Raw genomic sequence first — 19,848 nt, 5'->3', positions numbered from 1 at the left:
CGTGACGCCTGGACGCCTCCTCCCCGGGCGCGGTCTTCCGGGGCCATCGAATGAACGCCCCGCCCGGGACACCGCTTGCATCCGGGGAACCATCTGGCATCTTCCCCCGACCCCATGCGTCGCTTCCTGCTCACCGCCGCCGTCCTCTGCGCCTCCCTCTCCGGACTCACCGCGTGCAAGAGCGCATGCCGCGAGTTGTCCGAGAAGCTCTGCGAGTGCGCCCTGAACTCGGTGGAGAAGCAGGCCTGCCAGCAGCGCGCCGCTGACGAAGAAGGCCGCGTGGAGCCCACCGCCGACGACGAGATGGTCTGTGAGGCGAAGCTCGACGGCTGCGACTGCCGCGCCATCGAGACCGAAGAGGGCAAGAAGGCCTGCGGCCTCGCCCGCTGAAGTCGCGCTGTCGCGAGGCTCGGCCTTCAGGGCTCCGAAGGGCCCAAGGCCTCGCCCGCTGAATACGCGCTGCCGCAAGGCTCGGCCTTCAAGGCCCCCAAGGGCCCAAGGCGCTAACCGCCGAACCTCGCCCGCTGAAGTCGCGCTGTCGCGGCCCCGAAGAGCCCAGGGCCTCACCCGCTGACGGCGCGCTGCCTCAACGCTCAGGTGCCCGGCACCACGGGAGCCGGAGCCGGCCGCGTGGACGCACCATCCACCCACGGCTGAAGCCCTCGCCGCACCCGCGTGCGCCACGGCGTCTCCACCCACCGGTGCACCGCCACCGACGCGGGCACCAGCAACACCAGCAGCACCGCCAGGAAGCCCGTGGGTGACAACAGGCCCACGAAGCGCTCCAGCCAGTGCACCAGCTCGCTGACGGGGTACTGCAGCAGGTACAGCGCGTAGCTGGCCCCGCCCAGGTGCACCAGCCACGGCTTCGCCAGCACCTGCCCCAGCGGGCCGCCGCCGCGCGCCAGGCCGTACACCAGCAGCGCTGACGCGGGCGCCAGCAGCGCGTTGTGCATCAGCGGGTACGGAATCCACGCGCCCTGCGAGAAGCCCGCGACCAGCAGCGCCGCGCCTGCCAGCGCCATCACCGCGCCGGAGCGCCGGGTCGTCGCATTCGCAGCCGCCCGCTCCCGCACGAAGACGAGCCCCAGCAGCACGCCCAACAAGAACTCCGGCAGGCGCGCCAGCGGGTTCAACTTCACCACCGCCAGCCACATGCCGCCGGACGCCGCGTTCAGCGGGCCCGGCCCGTCCGGCCGCAGCACCAGGTAGAGCACCGGCGGCAGCAGCCCCAACAGCCACACGCCCACCAGGGCCGCCACCATGCGCGCCCCCCGGAAGCGCTCCAGCCGCCCGGCCAGCGCCGGGAACAGCGCGTAGAAGAACGCCTCCACCGACACGGACCAGGACGGAGGGTTCCAGTACAGCGCCAGCTTCGGCACCCACGACTGGAGCAGCAGCAGCGTGGTGAGCCCCGCCGTGGTCAGCTTCGCCGCCGCCACCGGCACGGTGTTCGCCGCCAGCGAGCCCTGCGCCGTGGGCACCGCCGACAAGAGGAACATCAGGAGGAACACCGGGTAGACGCGCGCCACCCGCGCGCTCCAGAAGGCCCGGGGCGGGGTCTGCATCCCGCCGGCCGTGTCCACGTAGTTGTACGCGAGCACGAAGCCGGACAGGAGGAAGAAGACCCCCACGGACGCATAGCCGGAGGCCACCACCTGCACCATCCACTCCGGCGCCACGCCCTGGATGCAGGGGGTGCCGAAGTGGAACAACACGACGTGCAGGGCCGCCAGGAAGCGCAGCCCTGTCAGTGCATCCAGCGAGCCTCCGGACTGCGGCTTCATCTACTTGTTACGACCGATGCCGAAGTAGGTGAAGCCCTGCTCACGCATGCGCGCGGGCTGGAAGATGTTGCGGCCGTCGAACACCACCGGCGTCTTCATCAGCGACTTCATGCGCGCGAAGTCCGGGTGGCGGAACTCGTTCCACTCCGTCACCACGAACAGGCCGTCCACACCCTCCAGCGCGTCGTACGGCAGCTCCGCGTAGCGGATGCGGTCGCCGAAGACGCGCTTCGCCGCGTGCGCGGCCACCGGGTCGTGCGCGATCACCGTCGCGCCCTTGCCGATGAGGCCCTCGATGACCTCGATGGACGGCGCCTCGCGCATGTCGTCCGTCTTCGGCTTGAACGCCAGGCCCCAGACGCCGAACTTCTTGCCCTCCAGCGACCCGTAGTGCTTCACGGCCTTGCTCACGAGCAGCTTCTTCTGGCGCTCGTTGGTGCGCTCCACCGCGCGCAGCAGGTCCAGCTCCAGGCCGTACTCACGCGCCGTGGTGACGAGCGCCTTCACGTCCTTGGGGAAGCAGGAGCCGCCGTAGCCCACGCCCGGGAAGAGGAACGGGTAGCCGATGCGCTTGTCCGCGCCCAGGCCCTTGCGCACGAAGTCCACGTCCGCGCCCACCTTCTCGCAGAGCGCGGAGATGTCGTTCATGAACGAGATGCGCGTCGCGAGCATCGCGTTGGCCGCGTACTTCGTCAGCTCCGCGGAGCGCGTGTCCATGAACAGGATGGGGTTCTCCGTGCGCACGAACGGCGCGTACAGCTCTCCCATGATGTTCCGGGCGCGCTCCGTGTCCGCGCCAATGACGACGCGGTCCGGCTTGAAGAAGTCGTCCAGCGCGGCGCCTTCCTTCAGGAACTCCGGGTTGGAGACGACGTCGAACTCCACGTCCGTCACCTTGGCGATGGCCTCACGGACCTTGTCCGCGGTGCCCACCGGCACGGTGCTCTTGTCCACCACCACCGTGTACTGCTTCATCGCGCGGCCCACCGCCTGCGCCGCCGCGAGCACGTACTGGAGATCCGCCTCGCCGCTCTCCCCTTCAGGGGTGCCTACAGCGATGAACACGGCCTGGGCGTTCTGCACGCCTTCGGCCAGGTTCGTGGTGAACGTGAGGCGCTTCTCCTTCACGTTCTTCTTGATGAGCTCCTCCAGACCCGGCTCATAGATGGGAACCTGTCCATCCTGGAGCATGCGGATCTTCCGCTCATCGATGTCCACGCACGCGACGTCGTTGCCCGAGTCCGCGAAGCAGGTGCCCGCGACGAGTCCGACGTAACCCGATCCGATAATGGCAATGCGCATTCTTTGAGTGTCCTGGTTTCGACAGGTGGCGTCATGAACTCATACGCCGACCGGAGCACTGAAAGAAAGCCCAGGCACGAAGGACGCCGAGCGACCAGACAGCCTTATCGCCCCGTGAGGAGGCGTCGCAGTCGATCCACACCCCGCAGGGCGGACGAACGTCCGGGGGTGCTCACCGGACCCACCACGCCGCGGTCCAGAAGTTCACGGGTCGCGCGGCGCAGCGGCGGGAACGCGGCGGTCGCCTGCGCCTCCGCTTCCGGGAACAGCCGCGCCACGATGGCCAGCGACGTGTAGAGGGCGCGCTCCAGGCCGAACGCCTCCGCGCGTGCGAGCAGCGCCGGCACATCCAGTGGGCGCGAGTACACACCGCCCATCCAGGTGGCGCCGGTGATGAGCTCGCGCAGGTCCACGAAGGACAGCCATGGCACGTCATACCCGTGGTGGGCCTGGTCCAGCGCGGTGAGGAGCAGCGCGTCCTCCAGCTCCGGGCGGAAGACGGACTGTCCGTAGACCTTCATGGGTCGGGCGCGCTCGAAGATGCCGGCCAACTGCTCACGTCGGTTCGCGCCCAGCACGTCCGCGTAGATGTGGATGGGGGTGCGGCCGTCGGACACGACGCGAGCCGCTCCGCTGTTCGTCGTGTCCGGCTCCGGGACGAACTCGTGGTTGGACAGGTAGCCGGCGAAGCCGTCCACGTCCATGCGGCGCACCAGCACCTGGATGTCCAGCACGGGCCGGAAGCCCACGTGCGGGTAGAGCGCCTCCGCGAAGGCCGCGCCGCCCAGGAGCAGAATCTTGCGGCCCTCCAGCTGATCCACGATGCGCTTGAAGTGGACCAGCTTCATGACGTTGTCGTTCACGGAGCCGGTGTAGATGGACATCATCCGGTCGCGGGCCCACTCCGGCGCATCGCCGCCGCCCATCCGGTACTCCAGGTTGTACGCCGCCAGCGGCGCCAGTCCCTGCGCGATGGCCCAGTCGACGTACGCCTCCCATGGTGCGCCCCGGAGCTTTCCGCGCGGGGGCTCGAAGGAGGACAGGACCCGGAAGGTGTCGAGGAGGCTGGGCGCCATGGTGCGGCACCTTTAATGGGCCGGGCCCGCCCGCCGCAATCACCGTCTTCCAGCGGGCGAGCGAACAGGCCGTGGCGCCCCTGGTTCCGCTCCCGTCCCGGGAGGGGGCCGGGCGACGCGCAGCCGCCGCAGGGCGTACCGCACCATGGGCCGGGCCCGGGGCGCCAGGGCCAGCTTCGCGGCGATCCACGCGGGCTTGTTCCCCGCCAGCTCCGCGCCCACCAGCCGGGGCCCGGAGAACAGCCGCGTCGCCAGCGCCCGCTGCCACCGGGGCGGTGAGAGCGCCTTGAGCACCCAGGGGGGCACGGGCGCGTCCAGCAGCCGGTATGCGGCGTCCCATGCGTACCAGACCAGGTGGGGCAGCCCCGTGCGCCGCGCGCGTGTCACCACCCGGTCCCAGTCGAGCCGGGGGTGTGCCCGCGCCAGCAGCTTCAGGTCGAACAGCCAGGCCAGCCGCTGCAGCAGGTGGTTGCTCGCGTGCAGGGACAGGTACACGGCCTCGTCCTCCGGGCACAGGTAGCGCACGGGGTGGCCGTCCAGCGTCGCGTCCACTGCCCGCGCCACCATCGCGTCGCCCTCCAGCGACAGGCCGTAGCCCGCGAGCGCGCGGTAGTGCAGCTCCACCATCCCATCCGGGCCGGTGAGCTCCACGTGGTGCGCGTCGTCCCGGTCCACGTCGCCGGCCTGGGTGGTGAGCCCCATCCCCTCCAGCGCGTGCACGGCGCACAGCACCCGCGCGCGCGGCACCAGCAGGTCCACGTCGTTCGTCGCGCGCTGGAGCGGCTCCGGGTAGAGCCTGCGCGCCAGCCCGTAGCCCTTGAGCAGCACCGGCGTCACGCCCAGCGCCGCCAGCGCCATCAGGCTGCGCGACAGGAGCGAGCGCACGCGCATGCCCCGCGCCGCGCTCGTGCGGGCCTCGCGGGTGAGCAGCGCGGCGGCGTCCGGGGTCAGCGTCCAGTCCGCCTTCGCGAGCGCGTGCTCGACGAAGCCCGCGAGCCCGTGGCGCACGGCGGCCTTCACCAGCGCGTCGCAGGCGTCCGCGTCCACGGGCGCGGGAGCATCCGGCGCGTCCGGCCAGGCCTGGAGCAGGGTCAGCAGGGCCGGAGAGGCGGTCATGGGCTCACCGCCGGAGCGCGATGATGCGCTGGGGCTCCGCGGCCTCCAGCGCCACGAGCTGCCCCACGCGTTCAGCCACCGCGTCCGCGACCACCTCCAGCGCCAGCTCCTCGTCCCGGTCGATGGCGGACCGGCCGTCGCGCCAGACCAGGCGCAGCGCGCCGAGCAGGTCCTCCTCCTCCTTCACGTCCAGGCGCACCTCCAGCGCCGCCGCGGAACCGGCGTCCGGGTGCTGGGACTCGAAGACGACGCCCGCGTTCACGTCCTCATGCGGACGGCGCAGGCGCAGCTCCAGCGCGGACAGGCTCAGCCCCTGGGACAGCGGACGGACGGCGTTCCACACCTCCTGGAACGAACCGGCCGCGCGCACCGCGGCGGTGACGGAGCGAACCAGTGAGCGCAGCTCCAGGTTGCGATGGCGCGTCTGCTGGACCGCCTCCATGCGGCGCACGTCCAGGTAGCCCAGCTTGCGCATCAGCACCATGATGACCACGCCGACGCCACAGAGCAGCAGCGCGCTCTGCAGGCTGTTGGCGAAGTTGAGCGCCAGCGCGGTGACCATGAACAGCGTGCACAGCGCATAGAGCACCAGCACGGTGGTGCGGTGGGACAGGAGCAGGCGGCTCATCAGCCGGTGGTGGATGTGCTCCTTGTCCGCGCTGAACATGGGTCTGCCCAAGAGCGAGCGGCGCACCATGGCCAGCAGCGTGTCCATGATGGGCAGGCCCAGCGCCATCACCGGCACGAGCAGCGCCACCGCGGTGCCGCTCTTCGACGACGTCTTGATGGACACCGCCGCGAGCACGAAGCCCAGGAACATGCTGCCCGTGTCCCCCATGAAGATGGAGGCCGGGTTGAAGTTGAAGACGAGGAACCCGAGGATGGCGCCCGCGAGCGACACCATCAGCAGGCACAGCAGCACGTCCCCGCGCATCAGCGCGAGCAGGAAGTGGGTGCCCACGCCGAAGAACGCCACGCCGCCCGCCAGCCCGTCCAACCCGTCGATGAGGTTGAGCGCGTTGATGACGCCCACCACCCACACCACCGTCAGCGGCAGGCTCAGGAGCCCCAGCGTCAGCTCCGCGCCAAAGGGGTTGGCCAGCACTTCGATGCGGAAGCCCAGCGCGTACAGGCCCAGCGCCACCGCGAACTGCACGGAGAACTTCAGCTTCGCGCCCGCGCCCTTGAGGTCGTCGTAGAAGCCCAGCCCCGCGATGATGGCGCCGCCCACGAAGAGGCCCACGATGAGCGACGTCTGCGAGACGAACTGGTCCCCCACGCCCGAGTCCACGAGGAACAGCGCGCACAGGGGCGCGAAGAAGCCCCCCACGATGCCAATGCCACCCAGCCGGGGGACGGCCCGCACGTGCACCTTGCGGCTGGAGTTCGCCTGGTCCAGCCAGCCCCACGCCAGCGCACGCTCACGCACGCGCCACGTGAGCACCAGCGCCACGAGCAGCGATACGAGGAAGGCGACGAAGAAGGTGACCATGCGAGAGGAGCGTCCACCCGCATCGTGACGGCCACCGAAGCAGCGCGTCAACGTCCTGACGTCGCGGTTGCGTCACGATCCGCCTGCCTCCTTGCTGGGACGGGCGGCGATGTCGGGCCAGGTGAGTCCTCCCCGCATCACATCTGGGGGCCCGCGAGCAGCGCCGCGCCAATGGCGCCGGACAGGTCCCCCAACTCGGCGATGCGCATCGCGGGCTTGCGCTCCGTGATGAACAGGTGCGGCTGCATGGCGTCCTGGAGGTGGCCCATGTACACGGGGCCCAGCCGGGACCCCAGCCCGCCTCCGATGACGACGGCCTCCACGTCCAGCAGGTTGATGACGGAGGCGATGGCCACGCCCATCATGTCGATGGCCCGCTCGATGAGCCGTGTCGCCAGCGGATCCTTCTGCTTCAGCGCGCTCGCCCAGACGCTGCTGGACAGGCGCGTGCGCTTCTTGTCCCGCATGATGTCGAAGAGGAGGGTCTTCTCCCCCTTCTTCGCCGCCGAGCGCGCCTTGCGCTCCATGCACGCGCGCCCCGCGTAGGCCTCCAGGCAGCCGCGCCGGCCGCAGCCGCAGCGCGCGCCGTTGGGCTTCACCACCATGTGGCCAATCTCACCGGCGGACCCCTGCCCGCGCCACGGCACGCCGTTGAGCACCAAGCCCCCGCCCACGCCCGTGCCCCACCACACGCCCAGCACGGAGCGGTGGCCGCGGCCCGCGCCCAGCTTGTACTCGGCCGCGACCGCCACCTGGACGTCGTTGCCCAGCATCACCTTGCTGCCGCCCACCAGGTCGCCCAGGTCCGACGCCAGCGGATACGGCGCGTCCCAGCCGCCCGCCACGTTGGCCGTGTGCGAGAGCGTGCCCTTGTTCGCGTCCACCGAGCCCGGCACGCCCACGCCCACGCCCGCGAGCCTCGCGGGCTTGATGCCCACGGACTGCGCGGCCTCGCCCAGCGTTCCGTAGAGCTCCTTCACCACCTCGCCCGGGCCGCCCGTCGCGGGTGTCGGATGGCGGGCCCGGCCCAGCACGTCGCCGCGCGCGTCCACGATGACGGCCTCGATCTTCGTGCCGCCCAGGTCGATGCCCCCCCAGATGCGGGCCTTGTCGTTGCGCGCCCCGTTCCCGTTCCCCGCGCGGTGCCCGTTCTTCGCTGACGCGTCGGCCATGTGATGCCCCCGTGGTTCGCTCGCGGGACAATCTGCGCAGCGCGGACGCGGTCGGGGCCGCCGTGCCGGGCACTCCCGTGTCCGCCCGCCCGCCCCACGGGGCTGCATGCGGGCCCTCCTTCCGGGACGCGGGAACGCCCTGCCTCCTCGTGCCCCTGTTCGCCGGAGGCGGGGGCGCATATAGGCTCCGCCGGAGTTCCTTTCGTGGAGCGCCCCGTTTCCCCATGAGCAGCCGTTCCCCTTCCGCGCCGGACGCCGCCGACGCTCCGCCCCTGGGCATGTCGGACGTGAAGGTCCGCGCGCAGCGCTCCATCATCGCCCTGCTCCTGCGGACGGTCGGCTCGCTGGGCTTGCGCGTGGTGAGCTCGCTCACCCTATCGCATCTGCTGTTCCCCGGGGACTATGGCGTGTTCGCCATCGTCGCCTTCACCTCCGCGATGGGCGCGTTCCTGGGGGACCTGGGGCTCAGCGCATCCCTGGTGCGCCAGCAGCACGAACCCACGCAGGACGAGATCACCTCCGCCTTCTGGAGCCACCAGGCGTTCACCGTCTTCATCGTGGGCACCATCGCGCTGCTCGCGCCGTGGCTGTCGAACACCTACGAGCTGGGGCCTTCGGGCGCGGCCATGGTGGGCACGATGGCGATTGGCCTGTTCTTCCACTCGCTGCGCGTCATCCCCATCATGATGCTGGAGCGGCAGCTGCGCTTCCCGACGCTCGCGCGCATCGAGCTCATCGAGAGCGTGGCGCAGACGGCGGGCAGCATCCTGCTGGCGTCGCTGCACTTCGGGGCGTGGTCGCTCATCGGCGGCGGACTGGTGCGGGGCGCGGTGGGCATGGTGCTGTTCTGGTGGGCGGCGCGCTGGCGGCCCCAGGGCACGTTCCGCTGGGACATCGTGAAGCGGCTCCTGTCCTTCGGCATCTGGTTCCAGCTCACGGGCATCATCCCCGCGGCGCTCCAGGGTTGGATTCCGCTGGTGGTGGGGCGCATGGAGGGCAAGGACGGGGTGGGCCTGGTGAACTGGGCAACCGCGCTGGCCTCCGTGCCGCTGGCGGTGAGCAGCGTCCTCACGCGCGTCGCCTATCCGGCGTACAGCCGCATGCAGGAGGACACGGTCGCGCTGGCGGACTACCTGCGCACGTCCATCCGGCGCGTGAGCGCGGTCCTGTGCCTGGCCATCCCGTTCGGCGTCATCGCGCTGCCGCCCTTCATCCCGGTGGTCTTCGGTGAGCGCTGGAGCCCCGCGTCCACGCTCGTGCAATGGTTCACCATCGAGGCGTCGATGCTGGCGGTGCAGGGCCTGCTGGCCTCGCAGCAGAACGCCAGCGGTCACGCGCGGGAGCGGATGTACGTGGCCATCACCGGGAGCCTCTTGCGCTTCGGCCTGGGAGTGCTGGCGGTGATGCACTGGGGCATCGTGGGCGTCGGGGTGAGCGCGACGGCCGTGACGCTGACGGAGCTGTGGTTCACGGCGCGGCTGGTGTCCCGCCGCAACCCGCACCTGTCGCGGCTCGAGTTCGAGGTCATGGAGCCGTTCCTCACGGTGGGCGCGCTGCTCGCGCTCGCGGTGGGCTGTTCGCGGCTCGCGATGGGACAGGACGGGCTGCTCGTTCAGGCGCTGGTGGCGGCGGGGCTCTTGACCGCGCTGGTGCTCGGGCGTGAAGCCACGCGGCGCGGACTGTCGTTGCTGGGAGAGCTGCGCGCCCTGGTCCAGCACCTGCGCGCGAGGCGGGCGCCTCCGTGAGCCGAACGTGGCATCTGTTGACGGGGGAGTATCCGCCGGCTCCTGGCGGCGTCTCCGACCACACCCGGAGCATCGCCCAAGCGCTGTTGAAGGCGGGGGAGACGGTGCATGTCTGGACGCCTGGGGCCGACGGCGTCACGGATGATCAGGGCGTGACCGTGCACCGGTGGCCCGGCCTCTTCACACCGCCGGGGCTGGTGCGCCTGACGCGTGAGCTGGATGCGACGCCCGGGCCCCGAAGGCTGCTGCTCCTGTACGTGCCGCACGCGTTCGGCATGAAGGCGATGAACGTGCCGCTCTGCGCCTGGTTCGCGGCGAGGCGGCGGGACGAACGCGAGCTGTTCCTCCATGAAGCGGTGTACCCGTGGAGTCCGGGCGCGCCGTGGAAGCATCAACTGCTCGCGGGAGTCACGCGGGTGATGCTGCGCACGCTGGCGCTGGGAGTGGAGCGCGCCTACGTGTCCATCCCCACCTGGGCGGAGCACCTGCCGGAGCCCCTGCGGTCCCAGGCCCGGTGGTGTCCCATTCCCAGCCCCCTGCCCCTGGACGTGCCGGAGGAAGCTGTGCGCGCGGTGCGGGATGCGCTGGGGGGTGGCCCCACGGTGGCGCACTTCGGGACGTATGGCGGGGCCATCGCGGGCCCGCTGGAGGCCGTGCTCGTGCCGTTGTTGCAGCGGGATGAGCGGCGGCAGGCGCTGCTGCTGGGCCGGGGCAGCCAGGCCTGGAGCGAGTCGCTGGGACGGAAGCATCCCGCGCTGGCCCGCAGACTTCATGCGAGGGACGGACTGGCACCGGAGGCCGTGGCCGCGCACCTGCGCGCGGCGGAGTTGATGGTGCAGCCCTACCCTGACGGCGTCAGCGCCCGGCGAAGCAGCGCGATGGGCGGATTGGGGCTGGGGCTGCCCATCGTCACCAACACCGGGCACCTGAGCGAACCCCTGTGGCGCGAGCTGCGGCCCGTGGCGCTCGCGGAGGACGCATCGTCCGCCGCACTGCTGGCGCTCACGGAGCACTTGTTGGAGCACGGCGATGAGCGCCAGTCCCTGGGTGAGCGCGCGGCACGCGTGTACCGTGAGCACTTCGCGCTGGAGCACACGGTGGCGCACCTGCTGCGGCGCGGAGTCACCGCGTGAGCACCTTGAAGTTGAAGGTCCTGATGGATCCGCGCGAGGAGGGCTGGCCCAGCATGGACCTGGTGGGCGAGGCGCTCGTGGACGGACTGGCGGCGTTTCCCTCCGAGGTCGACGTCACCCGCGTGCGGCCATCCATTCCGCACGCCGTGCGCGCCCTGCCCCACGTGGGAAGCCGCAAGGCCGCCTTCAACGCGGACCGGCTGCTCACCCGCTTCGGCCTCTATCCCGCGCGACTGCTGCGTGAGCGCGTTGGCCCCGATGCATTTCACGTCGTGGACCACACCTACGCGCAGCTCGTGCACGCGCTGCCCGCGGAACGCACCGGCGTCTTCTGCCATGACCTGGATGCGTTCCGCTCCGTCCTGGAGCCCCACCGCGAACCGCGCCCCACGTGGTTCCGGCTGATGGCGCGAGCCACGCTCAAGGGACTGGAGCGCGCGGCCATCGTCTTTCACAGCACGCAGCAGGTCCGTGACGAACTGCTCGCGCACGGCGTGGTGCCGCCGGAGCGATTGGTGTGGGCGCCCTATGGAGTGTCACCGGAGTACCGGCTCGAACCCGTGCCCGGAGACACCAGCGAGGCCGTGCTCGCGCCGCTGAAGGGTCGGCCGTACCTGCTGCACGTGGGCAGTGCCATCCGCCGCAAGCGGCTGGACGTGCTCTTCGACACCTTCGCGGCGCTGCGCGCCCGGCATCCGGACCTCACGCTGGTGCAGCAGGGCGGCGAACTGGATGCGGCCCAACAGGCACAGGTGGCGCGGCTCGGATTGAAGGACGCGCTGCTGCAACCGCCCCGGCAGGAGCGGGCCACGCTCGCGGGACTGTACCGGCGCGCCCGCGCGGTGCTGGTGCCCAGCGACGCGGAGGGCTTCGGCCTGCCCGTCATCGAAGCGCTGGCGTGTGGTGTCCCCGTGGTGGCCAGCGACCTGCCGGTGCTGCGCGAAGTGGGCGCCGACGCCTGCACGTACTGCCCGGTGGGCGACGTGGCCGCATGGGCGCAGACGGTGGATGCCCTGCTCACGGGCCGTATGCCCGCGCCATCACCGGAGACGCGGCGTGCACGGGCCGAGCGCTTCACCTGGAGCGCCCACGCGCGCACCGTGCTGGATGCGTATCTGCATCGCCTTGACCGCCCCGGGCGGGTCTGATTCGGTCGCGTCCGCGTGCGGATCCTGTTCCTCAATCCCGTGGGAATCCTGGGCGGTGCCGAGCGCGCACTCGTGGATCTCCTCGCGTGCCTGCGCACGCAGGCCCCTGGGCTGTCGCTGCACCTCATCGCCGGTACGGACGGTCCTCTCGTGGAGACGGCCCGAGGGCTCGGCGTGGAAGCCCGAGTGCTCGCCCTGCCCGACCGCCTGTCCGCGCTCGGGGACAGCGGCCTGCGGGAACAGGGCCGCGCGGGGCTCCTTCGCTTCGCGGGTGAGATTGCCCCCACGCCCCTGCTGCTGACCCGCTACGGCCTCGACCTGCGGCGCGCCGTGCGTGACGCGGCGCCGGACCTGCTGCACTCCAATGGCATCAAGACCCACCTGCTGAGCGCGGCCACCACCGGGCTGCCGGTTCCGCGCGTGTGGCACGTGCACGACTTCCTCGGCGAACGGCCCCTCGTGCGTCGCGCGCTCTCCGGCCTGCATCCGCTGGCCTCGGCCGCCATCGCGAACTCACAGGCCGTCGGAGACGACGCGCGCACGGTGCTCGGGAAGGTGCCCGTGCATGTCGTGCCCAACGGCGTGGACGTGGAGCGGTTCTCTCCGGCAGCTGGTGACGGCGCGCACCTGGATGCGCTGGCCGGACTGCCTCCCGCGCTTCCGGGCACGCTGCGCGTGGGGCTCGTGGCCACGTACGCGCGCTGGAAGGGACACGACGTCTTCCTGGAGGCTGCGGCCCTGCTGACGCGTCAGGCACCGGCCCTTCCCGTGCGCTTCTACCTCGTGGGCGCGCCGCTCTACCGCACAGCCGGCTCGCAGTTCACCGACGCGGAGCTGCGCGGACAGGTGGAGCGTCACGGCCTCACGGGCCGCGTGGGCTTCGTGCCCTTCCAGCCCGAGCCCGAGCGCGTCTACCGGGCCCTGGACGTCTTCGTGCACGCGAGCACCCGCCGCGAACCCTTCGGCCTCACCATCGCGGAGGCGCTCGCCTGCGGCCGGGCCGCCGTCATCTCGAAGTCGAGCGGCGCGGCCGAAGCGCTGCGGGATGGCGAGGACGTGCTGGCCATTGAGCCCGGCGACGCGAACACGCTCGCGGCGGCCCTGCGTCGGCTGCTGGAGGATGAAGCCTTGCGAGACACCCTGGCCCGCGCGGCCCGCGACACCGCCGTGCGCCGCTTCTCCCGTGAGCGCTACGCCCGGGACATCCTCGCCGTGTACCGGAGCCTCGTCCCCACGCGAGGGCACTCATGATGCGTCCCCGGAAGCTCGTCACCGTCTCGCACTCCTACGTCGTCACCCTCAACCGGCGGCTGGCCAACGAGATGGCCCGCGTGGGCGCCGGCCGCTGGGACGTCACCGCGGTGGCGCCGAAGTCCTTCCACGGAGACCTGGGCCCGCTGGTGCTCCAGCGTGACCCTCACGAGGCCGTGAACCTGGAGGGCGTGCCCGCGTACTTCAGCCGCTCGCTGCACGGCTTCGTCTACGGGCCGGAGGTGCACGCGCACCTGTCGCGGGGCGCGGACCTGGTGCACCTGTGGGAGGAGCCCTACGTGCTCTCCGGCCTGGAGGTGGCGCTGATGACGCCCGCCCACGTGCCGCTCGTCTTCTGCACGTTCCAGAACCTGGCCAAGCGCTATCCCCCGCCCTTCGCGCAGGCCGAGCGCTTCGTCGTACGCCGGGCCGCGGGGTGGATCGCCTGGGGCCAGACGGTGCACGACAACCTCCTCGCCCGGCCCGGCTATGAGCAGCGCCCGTCGCGCTTCATCCCCGTGGGCGTGGACGTGGAGCACTTCCGTCCGGATCCGGAGGCGGGCCGCGCCTTCCGCGAGCGCCTGGGCTGGACGTCCGAAGGGCCTCCCGTGGTGGGCTACCTGGGCCGCTTCGTGCCGGAGAAGGGCCTGCGCCTCCTCATGGATGCGCTCAACACGATGCGCACGCCCTGGCGTGCCCTCTTCGTCGGCGGAGGCCCCCTGGAGGTGGACCTGCGCGCGTGGGCGCAGCGCCATGGAGACCGCGTGCGCATCGTCACCGGCGTGAAGCACGCGGAGGTGCCTCGCGCGCTCAACGCCATGGACGTGCTCTGCGCGCCCAGCCAGACGACGCCCGCGTGGAAGGAGCAGTTCGGCCGCATGCTCGCGGAGGCCTTCGCGTGTGGCGTGCCCGTGTTCGCCAGCGACTCCGGGGAGATTCCGCACACCGTGGGCGATGCCGGGCGCATCCTGCCCGAGGCGTACGGCGGTGCCTGGATCGCCGCGCTCGAGGAGCTGCTGGAGAGCCCCGCGCAGCGTCAGGAGCTGTCAGCGCGAGGCCGCGAGCGAGCCGTGTCCCGCTTCGCCTGGCCGGTCGTCGCCAAGGCGCACCTCGACTTCTTCGAGCAGGTGCTCGAGCGCCGAGCCTGAGGCCTCACGCCTCCAGCCGGGCCACCACCGCCTCGGCCATCGCGTCCCACGTCCAGGCCCGCAGCTCCGACGACAGCGTGGCCACTGCGGGCATCCAGTCCCCGCCCCGGGCCCGCCACTCCTCCAGGCGCCGCACCAGCTCACCCGAGTCCTCCGGGTCGTCCAGCAGCAGCCCGTGGAGCGAGGACGGGAAGCGCTCCGCCACGCCCGCCGAGCGGCTCACCAGCGCGGGGATGCCCACGCACAGCGCCTCATGCACGCCCAGGCCATAGGACTCGTAGCGCGTGGGGGACACCAGCAGGTCGGCGGCGGCCATCAGGCGGGGCACGTCGTCGCGGAAGCCCAGGAAGCGGATCCGCTCGCCCAGCCCCTGCTCACGCGCCGCGCGCTCCCAGGATTCGCGCTGCGCGCCCGCTCCCACCACGCACAGGTCCACGTCCCACTCGCGTCGCGCGCACAGCCGGGCCCACGCATGGAAGAGCGTGTCGAAGCCCTTGCGCCGGTCTCCCAGCGCGCCCACGAACAGCGCTACCCGCCGCTCTTGAGGCCACCCCAGGGACGCGTGCGCCTCACGGCGAAGCACGGGCGTCGTGGGCGGGAAGCGCGCCGGATCACCGCCCAGGTACACGACGTGGACGCGGGATGCCTCCACGCCCGTGGCGGCCAGCAGGTCCTGCCGCGTGCGCTCCGAGTTCGCCAGGATGATCCGCGCCCGGCGCAACGCACGTTGCTCGCTGCGCAGGTGCATCCGGCGACTCACGTGGCCCTTCAGCCTGCGCAGCGGACCGCCGGCGGGCTCGGGCGCGTGCACGGCGTGGACGTAGTGGACCCAGTTGGCGGCGGCCACTTCACAGTTGCCGCCGTTGGCCACCACCTGCCCGCCCTGCGCCAGCGTGCGCGCGGCCCAGAAGCGTCCCACGGCGTCGAGCAACGGCTCGCCCAGCAGGTACGCGTTCGCGGGCTTGGGCACGCGGACGAAGTGCACGTTGGGGTAGCGCAGGAGCGAATCCTCCACCCGGTGTGCCACCAGCCGCACGGGGCCACCCTGGCGCGCGAGCCAGTCCGCCAGCGCGAGGTTCGCGCGGTCCATGCCGCCGGTGGAGACGAAGTCACCGGCGATGAGGGTGTAGGGCCGCATTCCGGTTCCAGTACGCACTGAAGAAGGCCGCGTTGAGCAGCCAGAACTCCATGCCCATCTGGCTCATGAAGAACTGGTAGCTGAAGGTCTGCGCGATCGCACCCAGGTCATACGCGAAGAGGAGGCTGCCCCAGAGCCAGAACTCGCCCGCCGAGTCATCGCGGCGCCGCGCCACCTGGAAGCCCCACCACAGCGTCGCCAGCAGCGCGAGCGGGTAGCAGAGAAGCCCCAGCCATCCTCCGTCGTACGCCCACGCCGTCCACTGGATTTCGGCCCACAGCGGAGGACTCTCGCGGTCGAGGTTGTCGCCGAAGTAGGCGTTGGCCATGCCGTAGCGGCCGAGGCCCGCGCCCAGGGGGAACTCCGGGAGCACCTGGTCGAAGGTCTCGTCGAGGAAGCGGCCCCGGTTGGAGTGATACACCTGCGACGGGTCGGCGGCCGTGAGCGTGCTCCAGCGAGAGAGCACCGCGTCGCCGCCGACCGCGACGGCCCAACCGAAGGCCACCACAGCGAAGCCACCCACGACCGCCGCCAACGTCACGAGGCGCACCCACCGGCCGCTCACGGTGAGCACCAGGCCCATGGCCGCCATGCAGACGATCAGCGTCACCGCCGCGACGCGCACCTGCCCCAGGTAGAGGCAGATGAGCCCGATGCCGATGCCCGCCGCGCCCAGCACCTTCCGGGACAGGCCCTGGCGGCTGAGCAGGAACGCGCCACCCAGCAGCACTGAATAGAAGGCGCCGGTGGCGGCTCCGCCCGGGACGTCCGTCAGCCCCATGGGGCGGAACACGCGCGCGCCGCTCGCGGTCTCGAACTGGAGGCTGCGCACGTAGCCTTCGCCCTGGCTTTCGACCATGGCGGACAGGTTGGGCTGGAAGCGGCCGGGGAAGGTCACCTGCAGGATGCCCAGCGAGGCGCTCGCCATGTTGAACAGGAAGAGCAGCAGGACGACGCGTCCGAACATCTTCGCGTCGATGCGCAGGCGGCTCGCCCAGAAGAGGGGCGCGAACACGGAGATCTGGATGCCCAGTTGCGCGGCCGCCGCCAGCGGGGTGTTGGTGCCGGGGTGGAAGAAGTTCAGCGCGGTGAGCCCCGCCGACGCGAGCAGGAAGGGCATCGCCGGGTGCTTGAGGCGAGGGCCCTTCACCAGCACCAGCAGCGCCAGGCTCGTGCCGAACGACAGGATGCGGAACACCACGCGCGCGGGCGCCAGCGCCTCCACCAGCAACGCGAGCTGGCAGACGAACAGCATCGCGATGAACGCCACCACCACGCCGCCTGAACCGAGCAGCCCCGGAGACGCTGGAGCCGGAGCCAGCACGGCCTGCGGTGTCACGGGTTCCGGCGCGCGGCGCACGTACCGCTGATGCAGCACACCGGGGCCCCGGAGCTGGGGACGAGGACTCGCGCCACTCATGCAGCGGGCCCCCGGGCCACGGAGCGCACCGCGTCTTCCAGTCCCTCCAGGAACTCCGTGGGCGCACTCAGCGCCCGCGCGCGAGAAGGGCCACCGCTTCCCAGCTTCCGACGAGCCGCTTCATCCTCGATGAGCCCACGCAGCGCCTGGGCCAGGGCCTCCGGCTTGGGAGGCACGAGCACGCCGCAAGACGCATCGACGATCTCCAGCGGTCCGCCCAGCGCGGTGGTGACCACGGGAAGCCCGGCGTAGAGCGCCTCCACGAACGCCAGACCAAACGGCTCCGGTCCGGTGTTGGGCTGACAGTGCACCTCCGCCGCGCGAAGCAGACGGGGAACATCCGAGCGCTGTCCCAGGAACCGCACGCGGTCCCCAAGGCCCAGAGCCAGGGCCTGGGCCTTCAAGCCCTCTTCGTAGGCAATCTCTTCCGGGCGCTGCGCACCACCAGCGAACCACGCCTTCCAGCGGGTCACCTGGCGCAGCCGGCCCAGCGCTTCGAGCAGCAGCCGCTGCCCCTTCCACTCCTGCATGCGGCTGGCATGGACGATGACGACATCCGTCGAGTCCGCGCCCAGCTCGCCCCGGAGCGAAGTGCGTTCGGAAGCCGTGAGGCCCGGGCCACCGTCGCGGACGGGGGGATGGAGCACGCTCCAGGGTGTGCGCGGGTACACGCTCGGAAGCGTGCTCGCGGTGTAGCGGCTGTTGCACAGCGCCAGTTCCGGCGACGTAACGCGGGCCCACCGCTCCACCCAGTGCGAACCCGACAGTGCGTCATGCTGGAAGAAGATCAACGGGACACCGGCCGCGCGAACCACCGGCCCGAAGAGGGCTTGAGGCCACGCCGCGTGACACACCACCGCGTCGAACGCCTCCCGCTGAAGCAGCGCCGCCAATGCACGACGGGCCTCCCAGACCCGCCACGGCCGGCTCACCTTCGCCGGCCCCAGCAGCGTCAGCGGTGCGCCCGCCGCGCGAAGCTCTTCGGCGATACGTCCCTCGAAGCAGAGCGCGAAAGCATGTACCGCGCCGCCCGCCCGGTCCGCGCTCGCGAGCGCCAACGTGCGCAACAACGTCTCGACGCCGCCGTAGAGGTTGCCGCTGGAGACATGCAACACGCGAAGCGATGCACCCACCGATGCAGCCCACTTGCGCGAAACACCCATGCCAGCATCTGTGTCATCGACCAGCGCGCCACTCGACGGAGGCGGCTCGCGCGAGGCCGTGCCGACAGCCATGGTGTCACTCTCGAGGTCGCTCCTCGATGCATGCGGTTCGCGCGGGGCAGAGATACCAGCACCCGCGTCATCGACCGGCGCGCCACCTGGGCCATGCGACTCGCGAGAGGTCATGACGTCAGCCTCGGTGTCGCCATTGAGGTCGCCAATGCCGGCATCCGTGTCATCGACGGGGGCGCCCCCGACGCATGCGGCTCGCGAGAGGCCGTGCCGACAGCCACGGTGGCACTCCGAAGGTCGCGCCCAGGCACATGCGGTTTGCGCCAGGCATGCACGCCAGCATCCGCGTCATCGACCAGCGCGCCACTCGACGGATGCGGTGCGCGAGACGCCGCGCCGCCAACTTCGGCGTCACTACTGGACGAGCGCGGCACGCGCGAAGAGGTGCCTCCGCTCTCCGCGAGACCGTCACGATGAGATGCGCGCGACCCGTGCATGCGCGGACCTTCAGCGCCCGCCCGCGACGTGCTGGACGGAAGCAGTGCTCTGCTCCTCCGTCACCGGCTGCCGTCCGAGCGCCTCCGCGTACAGGTCCAGGCTGCGCGACGCCATCACGTCATGGGCGAACTCCGCCCGTGCACGCTCTCGCGCCCCGCGCGACAGACGCTCCCGCAGGCCCGGCTCGTCCACCAACCGGCGCGCCGCCGCCGCCAGCGCCCGCGCATCTCCCACGGGCACCGTGAGGCCGGTGCGCTCGTGCAGGCTCACCCACGCCACGCCCGAGTCCGGCACGGCGGTGTTGAGCACGGGCAGTCCACTCGCCAGCGCCTCCACCTGCGACAGGCCATACGCCTCGCTGCGCGCGTTGCTCGGGAACCACAGGGCCGTCGCGGCCCGGTACGCGCCCGTCAACGCCTCCGGCGACAGGTACCCCGCCCACGTCACCCGGTCTTCGATGCCCAGCGCCTTCGCCCGCGCGCGGCCCTCCTCCGCCAGCGGCCCCTCGCCCACGATGACCAGCCGCCCCGGCGCGTGCGCCAGCGCCTCCAGCGCCGTGAACAACCCCTTGTAGTAGACGAGCCGCCCCACCATCAGCCACAGCGGCCCACCCGCCGCCTCCGCCGTCCACCGCGCCTGGGCCTCGAGCGCCTCCGCGGAAGGAGGCCGCAGGTACGACTCCAGCTCGATGCCCAGCGGCAGCACCCGCACCTTCGACTTGAACGTCGACAGCAGCGAGGAGCCGCGCACATACGCGTCACTCGTGGCCAGCAGCCGCGCCGCGCGCGAGTACAGCATCCACTCGAAGGGACGGAACAGCGCACCCGCGACCTTCTGCCGGATGATGTCGCTCTGGTGCGTCACCACCACCGCGGGCAGTCGCGGCACCGCGTCCAGCGCCAGCACCATGCTCGGGTTGGGCACGTGCAGGTGCACCACATCCACGCCCCGCGCCAGCGCCCGCCTGAGCATGAACGGCAGCGACGGCATCACGTCCATGCGCGCCACCGACGCGAGCCGCCCCAAGCGGGTCACCCGCACCGGCCCATCCCACTCCTCACGCGTGGGGCTGCGCCCGTGGAACTCGTGGCTCGTCCCGGTGCCATCCACGGAGTGGTTCGCGCACAGCACCTCCACCTGCGCGCCCAGCGACGCCTGCGCTCGCGCCAGCGTGCACAGGTGCGCCTCCATGCCGCCGGAGGCCGGAGGGTAGAACTTCCCCAGGTGCAGCACCCGCAGGCCCGCGC

16 protein-coding genes are annotated in these 19,848 nt (G+C 71.5%); 6 read left to right on the top strand and 10 right to left on the bottom strand.

Annotated features, from left to right (window positions below; genetic code table 11):
* The first annotated feature begins 114 nt into the window (after positions 1-114).
* Positions 115-390 carry a hypothetical protein gene (locus ACX114_RS05035; protein WP_459295260.1) on the top strand — a complete coding sequence of 92 codons (276 nt, stop codon included), beginning with the start codon at positions 115-117 and terminating at the stop codon, positions 388-390.
* A 203-nt stretch (positions 391-593) separates the two neighbouring features.
* On the opposite strand, the gene ACX114_RS05030 is transcribed toward ACX114_RS05035, so the two are convergent.
* The 6 genes from ACX114_RS05030 to ACX114_RS05005 form a co-directional block, all read right to left on the bottom strand.
* Positions 594-1,787 carry an acyltransferase family protein gene (locus tag ACX114_RS05030; protein ID WP_459295258.1) on the bottom strand — a complete coding sequence of 398 codons (1,194 nt, stop codon included), beginning with the start codon at positions 1,785-1,787 and terminating at the stop codon, positions 594-596.
* Complete coding sequence (locus ACX114_RS05025; RefSeq protein WP_459295256.1) at positions 1,788-3,089, bottom strand: UDP-glucose dehydrogenase family protein; 1,302 nt, start codon at positions 3,087-3,089, stop codon at positions 1,788-1,790. It abuts the gene before it with no gap.
* Between the two features lie 104 nt (positions 3,090-3,193).
* Positions 3,194-4,165 carry a nucleotidyltransferase domain-containing protein gene (locus ACX114_RS05020; protein WP_459295254.1) on the bottom strand — a complete coding sequence of 324 codons (972 nt, stop codon included), beginning with the start codon at positions 4,163-4,165 and terminating at the stop codon, positions 3,194-3,196.
* A gap of 39 nt (positions 4,166-4,204) precedes the next feature.
* Entirely contained in the window at positions 4,205-5,281 is a 1,077-nt protein-coding gene (locus ACX114_RS05015) for a nucleotidyltransferase domain-containing protein (protein ID WP_459295252.1), read from the bottom strand.
* Between the two features lie 4 nt (positions 5,282-5,285).
* On the bottom strand, positions 5,286-6,773 hold the full coding sequence (locus tag ACX114_RS05010) for an MraY family glycosyltransferase (RefSeq protein ID WP_459295250.1): 1,488 nt from the start codon (positions 6,771-6,773) through the stop codon (positions 5,286-5,288).
* Positions 6,774-6,910: 137 nt separating this feature from the next.
* A complete protein-coding gene (locus ACX114_RS05005; RefSeq protein ID WP_459295248.1) occupies positions 6,911-7,945 on the bottom strand; it encodes an ROK family protein in 1,035 nt (344 codons plus the stop codon).
* A gap of 224 nt (positions 7,946-8,169) precedes the next feature.
* On the opposite strand from ACX114_RS05005, the gene ACX114_RS05000 reads away from it, so the two are divergent.
* The 5 genes from ACX114_RS05000 to ACX114_RS04980 are packed head-to-tail and all read left to right on the top strand — an operon-like array spanning position 8,170 to position 14,370.
* Entirely contained in the window at positions 8,170-9,690 is a 1,521-nt protein-coding gene (locus tag ACX114_RS05000; protein ID WP_459295246.1) for an oligosaccharide flippase family protein, read from the top strand.
* On the top strand, positions 9,687-10,823 hold the full coding sequence (locus ACX114_RS04995) for a glycosyltransferase family protein (protein WP_459295244.1): 1,137 nt from the start codon (positions 9,687-9,689) through the stop codon (positions 10,821-10,823). Before ACX114_RS05000 ends, ACX114_RS04995 begins: the two co-directional genes overlap by 4 nt.
* Positions 10,824-10,846: 23 nt before the next feature.
* Positions 10,847-11,971, top strand: coding sequence for a glycosyltransferase family 4 protein (locus ACX114_RS04990; RefSeq protein ID WP_459300067.1), 1,125 nt, complete (start codon positions 10,847-10,849; stop codon positions 11,969-11,971).
* Positions 11,972-11,986: 15 nt separating this feature from the next.
* A complete protein-coding gene (locus ACX114_RS04985; protein WP_459295242.1) occupies positions 11,987-13,222 on the top strand; it encodes a glycosyltransferase family 4 protein in 1,236 nt (411 codons plus the stop codon).
* Positions 13,219-14,370, top strand: coding sequence for a glycosyltransferase family 4 protein (locus ACX114_RS04980; RefSeq protein WP_459295240.1), 1,152 nt, complete (start codon positions 13,219-13,221; stop codon positions 14,368-14,370). Before ACX114_RS04985 ends, ACX114_RS04980 begins: the two co-directional genes overlap by 4 nt.
* A gap of 4 nt (positions 14,371-14,374) precedes the next feature.
* Here ACX114_RS04980 and ACX114_RS04975 read toward each other — a convergent pair whose 3' ends face one another.
* The 4 genes from ACX114_RS04975 to ACX114_RS04960 all read right to left on the bottom strand — a co-directional run bounded on the left by ACX114_RS04975 (position 14,375) and on the right by ACX114_RS04960 (position 19,792).
* Positions 14,375-15,460, bottom strand: a complete 1,086-nt coding sequence (locus ACX114_RS04975; RefSeq protein ID WP_459300065.1) for a glycosyltransferase family 4 protein — start codon at positions 15,458-15,460, stop codon at positions 14,375-14,377.
* Positions 15,461-15,479: 19 nt separating this feature from the next.
* Positions 15,480-16,928, bottom strand: coding sequence for an O-antigen ligase family protein (locus ACX114_RS04970; protein WP_459295238.1), 1,449 nt, complete (start codon positions 16,926-16,928; stop codon positions 15,480-15,482).
* On the bottom strand, positions 16,925-18,163 hold the full coding sequence (locus ACX114_RS04965; RefSeq protein WP_459295236.1) for a glycosyltransferase family 4 protein: 1,239 nt from the start codon (positions 18,161-18,163) through the stop codon (positions 16,925-16,927). The genes ACX114_RS04970 and ACX114_RS04965 overlap by 4 nt, the downstream gene beginning before the upstream one ends.
* A gap of 447 nt (positions 18,164-18,610) precedes the next feature.
* Entirely contained in the window at positions 18,611-19,792 is a 1,182-nt protein-coding gene (locus tag ACX114_RS04960; protein WP_459300063.1) for a glycosyltransferase, read from the bottom strand.
* Positions 19,793-19,848: the final 56 nt, after the last annotated feature.

Source organism: Corallococcus sp. M7, assembly GCF_054512695.1.
The sequence above is the reverse complement of the archived record's forward strand: the minus strand, read 5'-3'. Positions and strand labels throughout refer to the sequence as shown.

What these genes read in the sequence shown, in the direction of transcription:
- ACX114_RS04975 (WP_459300065.1), bottom strand. Translation starts at nt 15,460, where the DNA reads ATGGACCGCGCGAACCTCGCGCTGGCGGACTGGCTCGCGCGCCAGGGT.
- ACX114_RS04980 (WP_459295240.1), top strand. Translation starts at nt 13,219, where the DNA reads ATGATGCGTCCCCGGAAGCTCGTCACCGTCTCGCACTCCTACGTCGTC.
- ACX114_RS05005 (WP_459295248.1), bottom strand. Translation starts at nt 7,945, where the DNA reads ATGGCCGACGCGTCAGCGAAGAACGGGCACCGCGCGGGGAACGGGAAC.
- ACX114_RS05000 (WP_459295246.1), top strand. Translation starts at nt 8,170, where the DNA reads ATGAGCAGCCGTTCCCCTTCCGCGCCGGACGCCGCCGACGCTCCGCCC.
- ACX114_RS05030 (WP_459295258.1), bottom strand. Translation starts at nt 1,787, where the DNA reads ATGAAGCCGCAGTCCGGAGGCTCGCTGGATGCACTGACAGGGCTGCGC.
- ACX114_RS04965 (WP_459295236.1), bottom strand. Translation starts at nt 18,163, where the DNA reads ATGGCTGTCGGCACGGCCTCGCGCGAGCCGCCTCCGTCGAGTGGCGCG.
- ACX114_RS05015 (WP_459295252.1), bottom strand. Translation starts at nt 5,281, where the DNA reads ATGACCGCCTCTCCGGCCCTGCTGACCCTGCTCCAGGCCTGGCCGGAC.
- ACX114_RS05025 (WP_459295256.1), bottom strand. Translation starts at nt 3,089, where the DNA reads ATGCGCATTGCCATTATCGGATCGGGTTACGTCGGACTCGTCGCGGGC.
- ACX114_RS05035 (WP_459295260.1), top strand. Translation starts at nt 115, where the DNA reads ATGCGTCGCTTCCTGCTCACCGCCGCCGTCCTCTGCGCCTCCCTCTCC.
- ACX114_RS04970 (WP_459295238.1), bottom strand. Translation starts at nt 16,928, where the DNA reads ATGAGTGGCGCGAGTCCTCGTCCCCAGCTCCGGGGCCCCGGTGTGCTG.
- ACX114_RS05020 (WP_459295254.1), bottom strand. Translation starts at nt 4,165, where the DNA reads ATGGCGCCCAGCCTCCTCGACACCTTCCGGGTCCTGTCCTCCTTCGAG.
- ACX114_RS04990 (WP_459300067.1), top strand. Translation starts at nt 10,847, where the DNA reads ATGGATCCGCGCGAGGAGGGCTGGCCCAGCATGGACCTGGTGGGCGAG.
- ACX114_RS05010 (WP_459295250.1), bottom strand. Translation starts at nt 6,773, where the DNA reads ATGGTCACCTTCTTCGTCGCCTTCCTCGTATCGCTGCTCGTGGCGCTG.
- ACX114_RS04960 (WP_459300063.1), bottom strand. Translation starts at nt 19,792, where the DNA reads ATGGAGGCGCACCTGTGCACGCTGGCGCGAGCGCAGGCGTCGCTGGGC.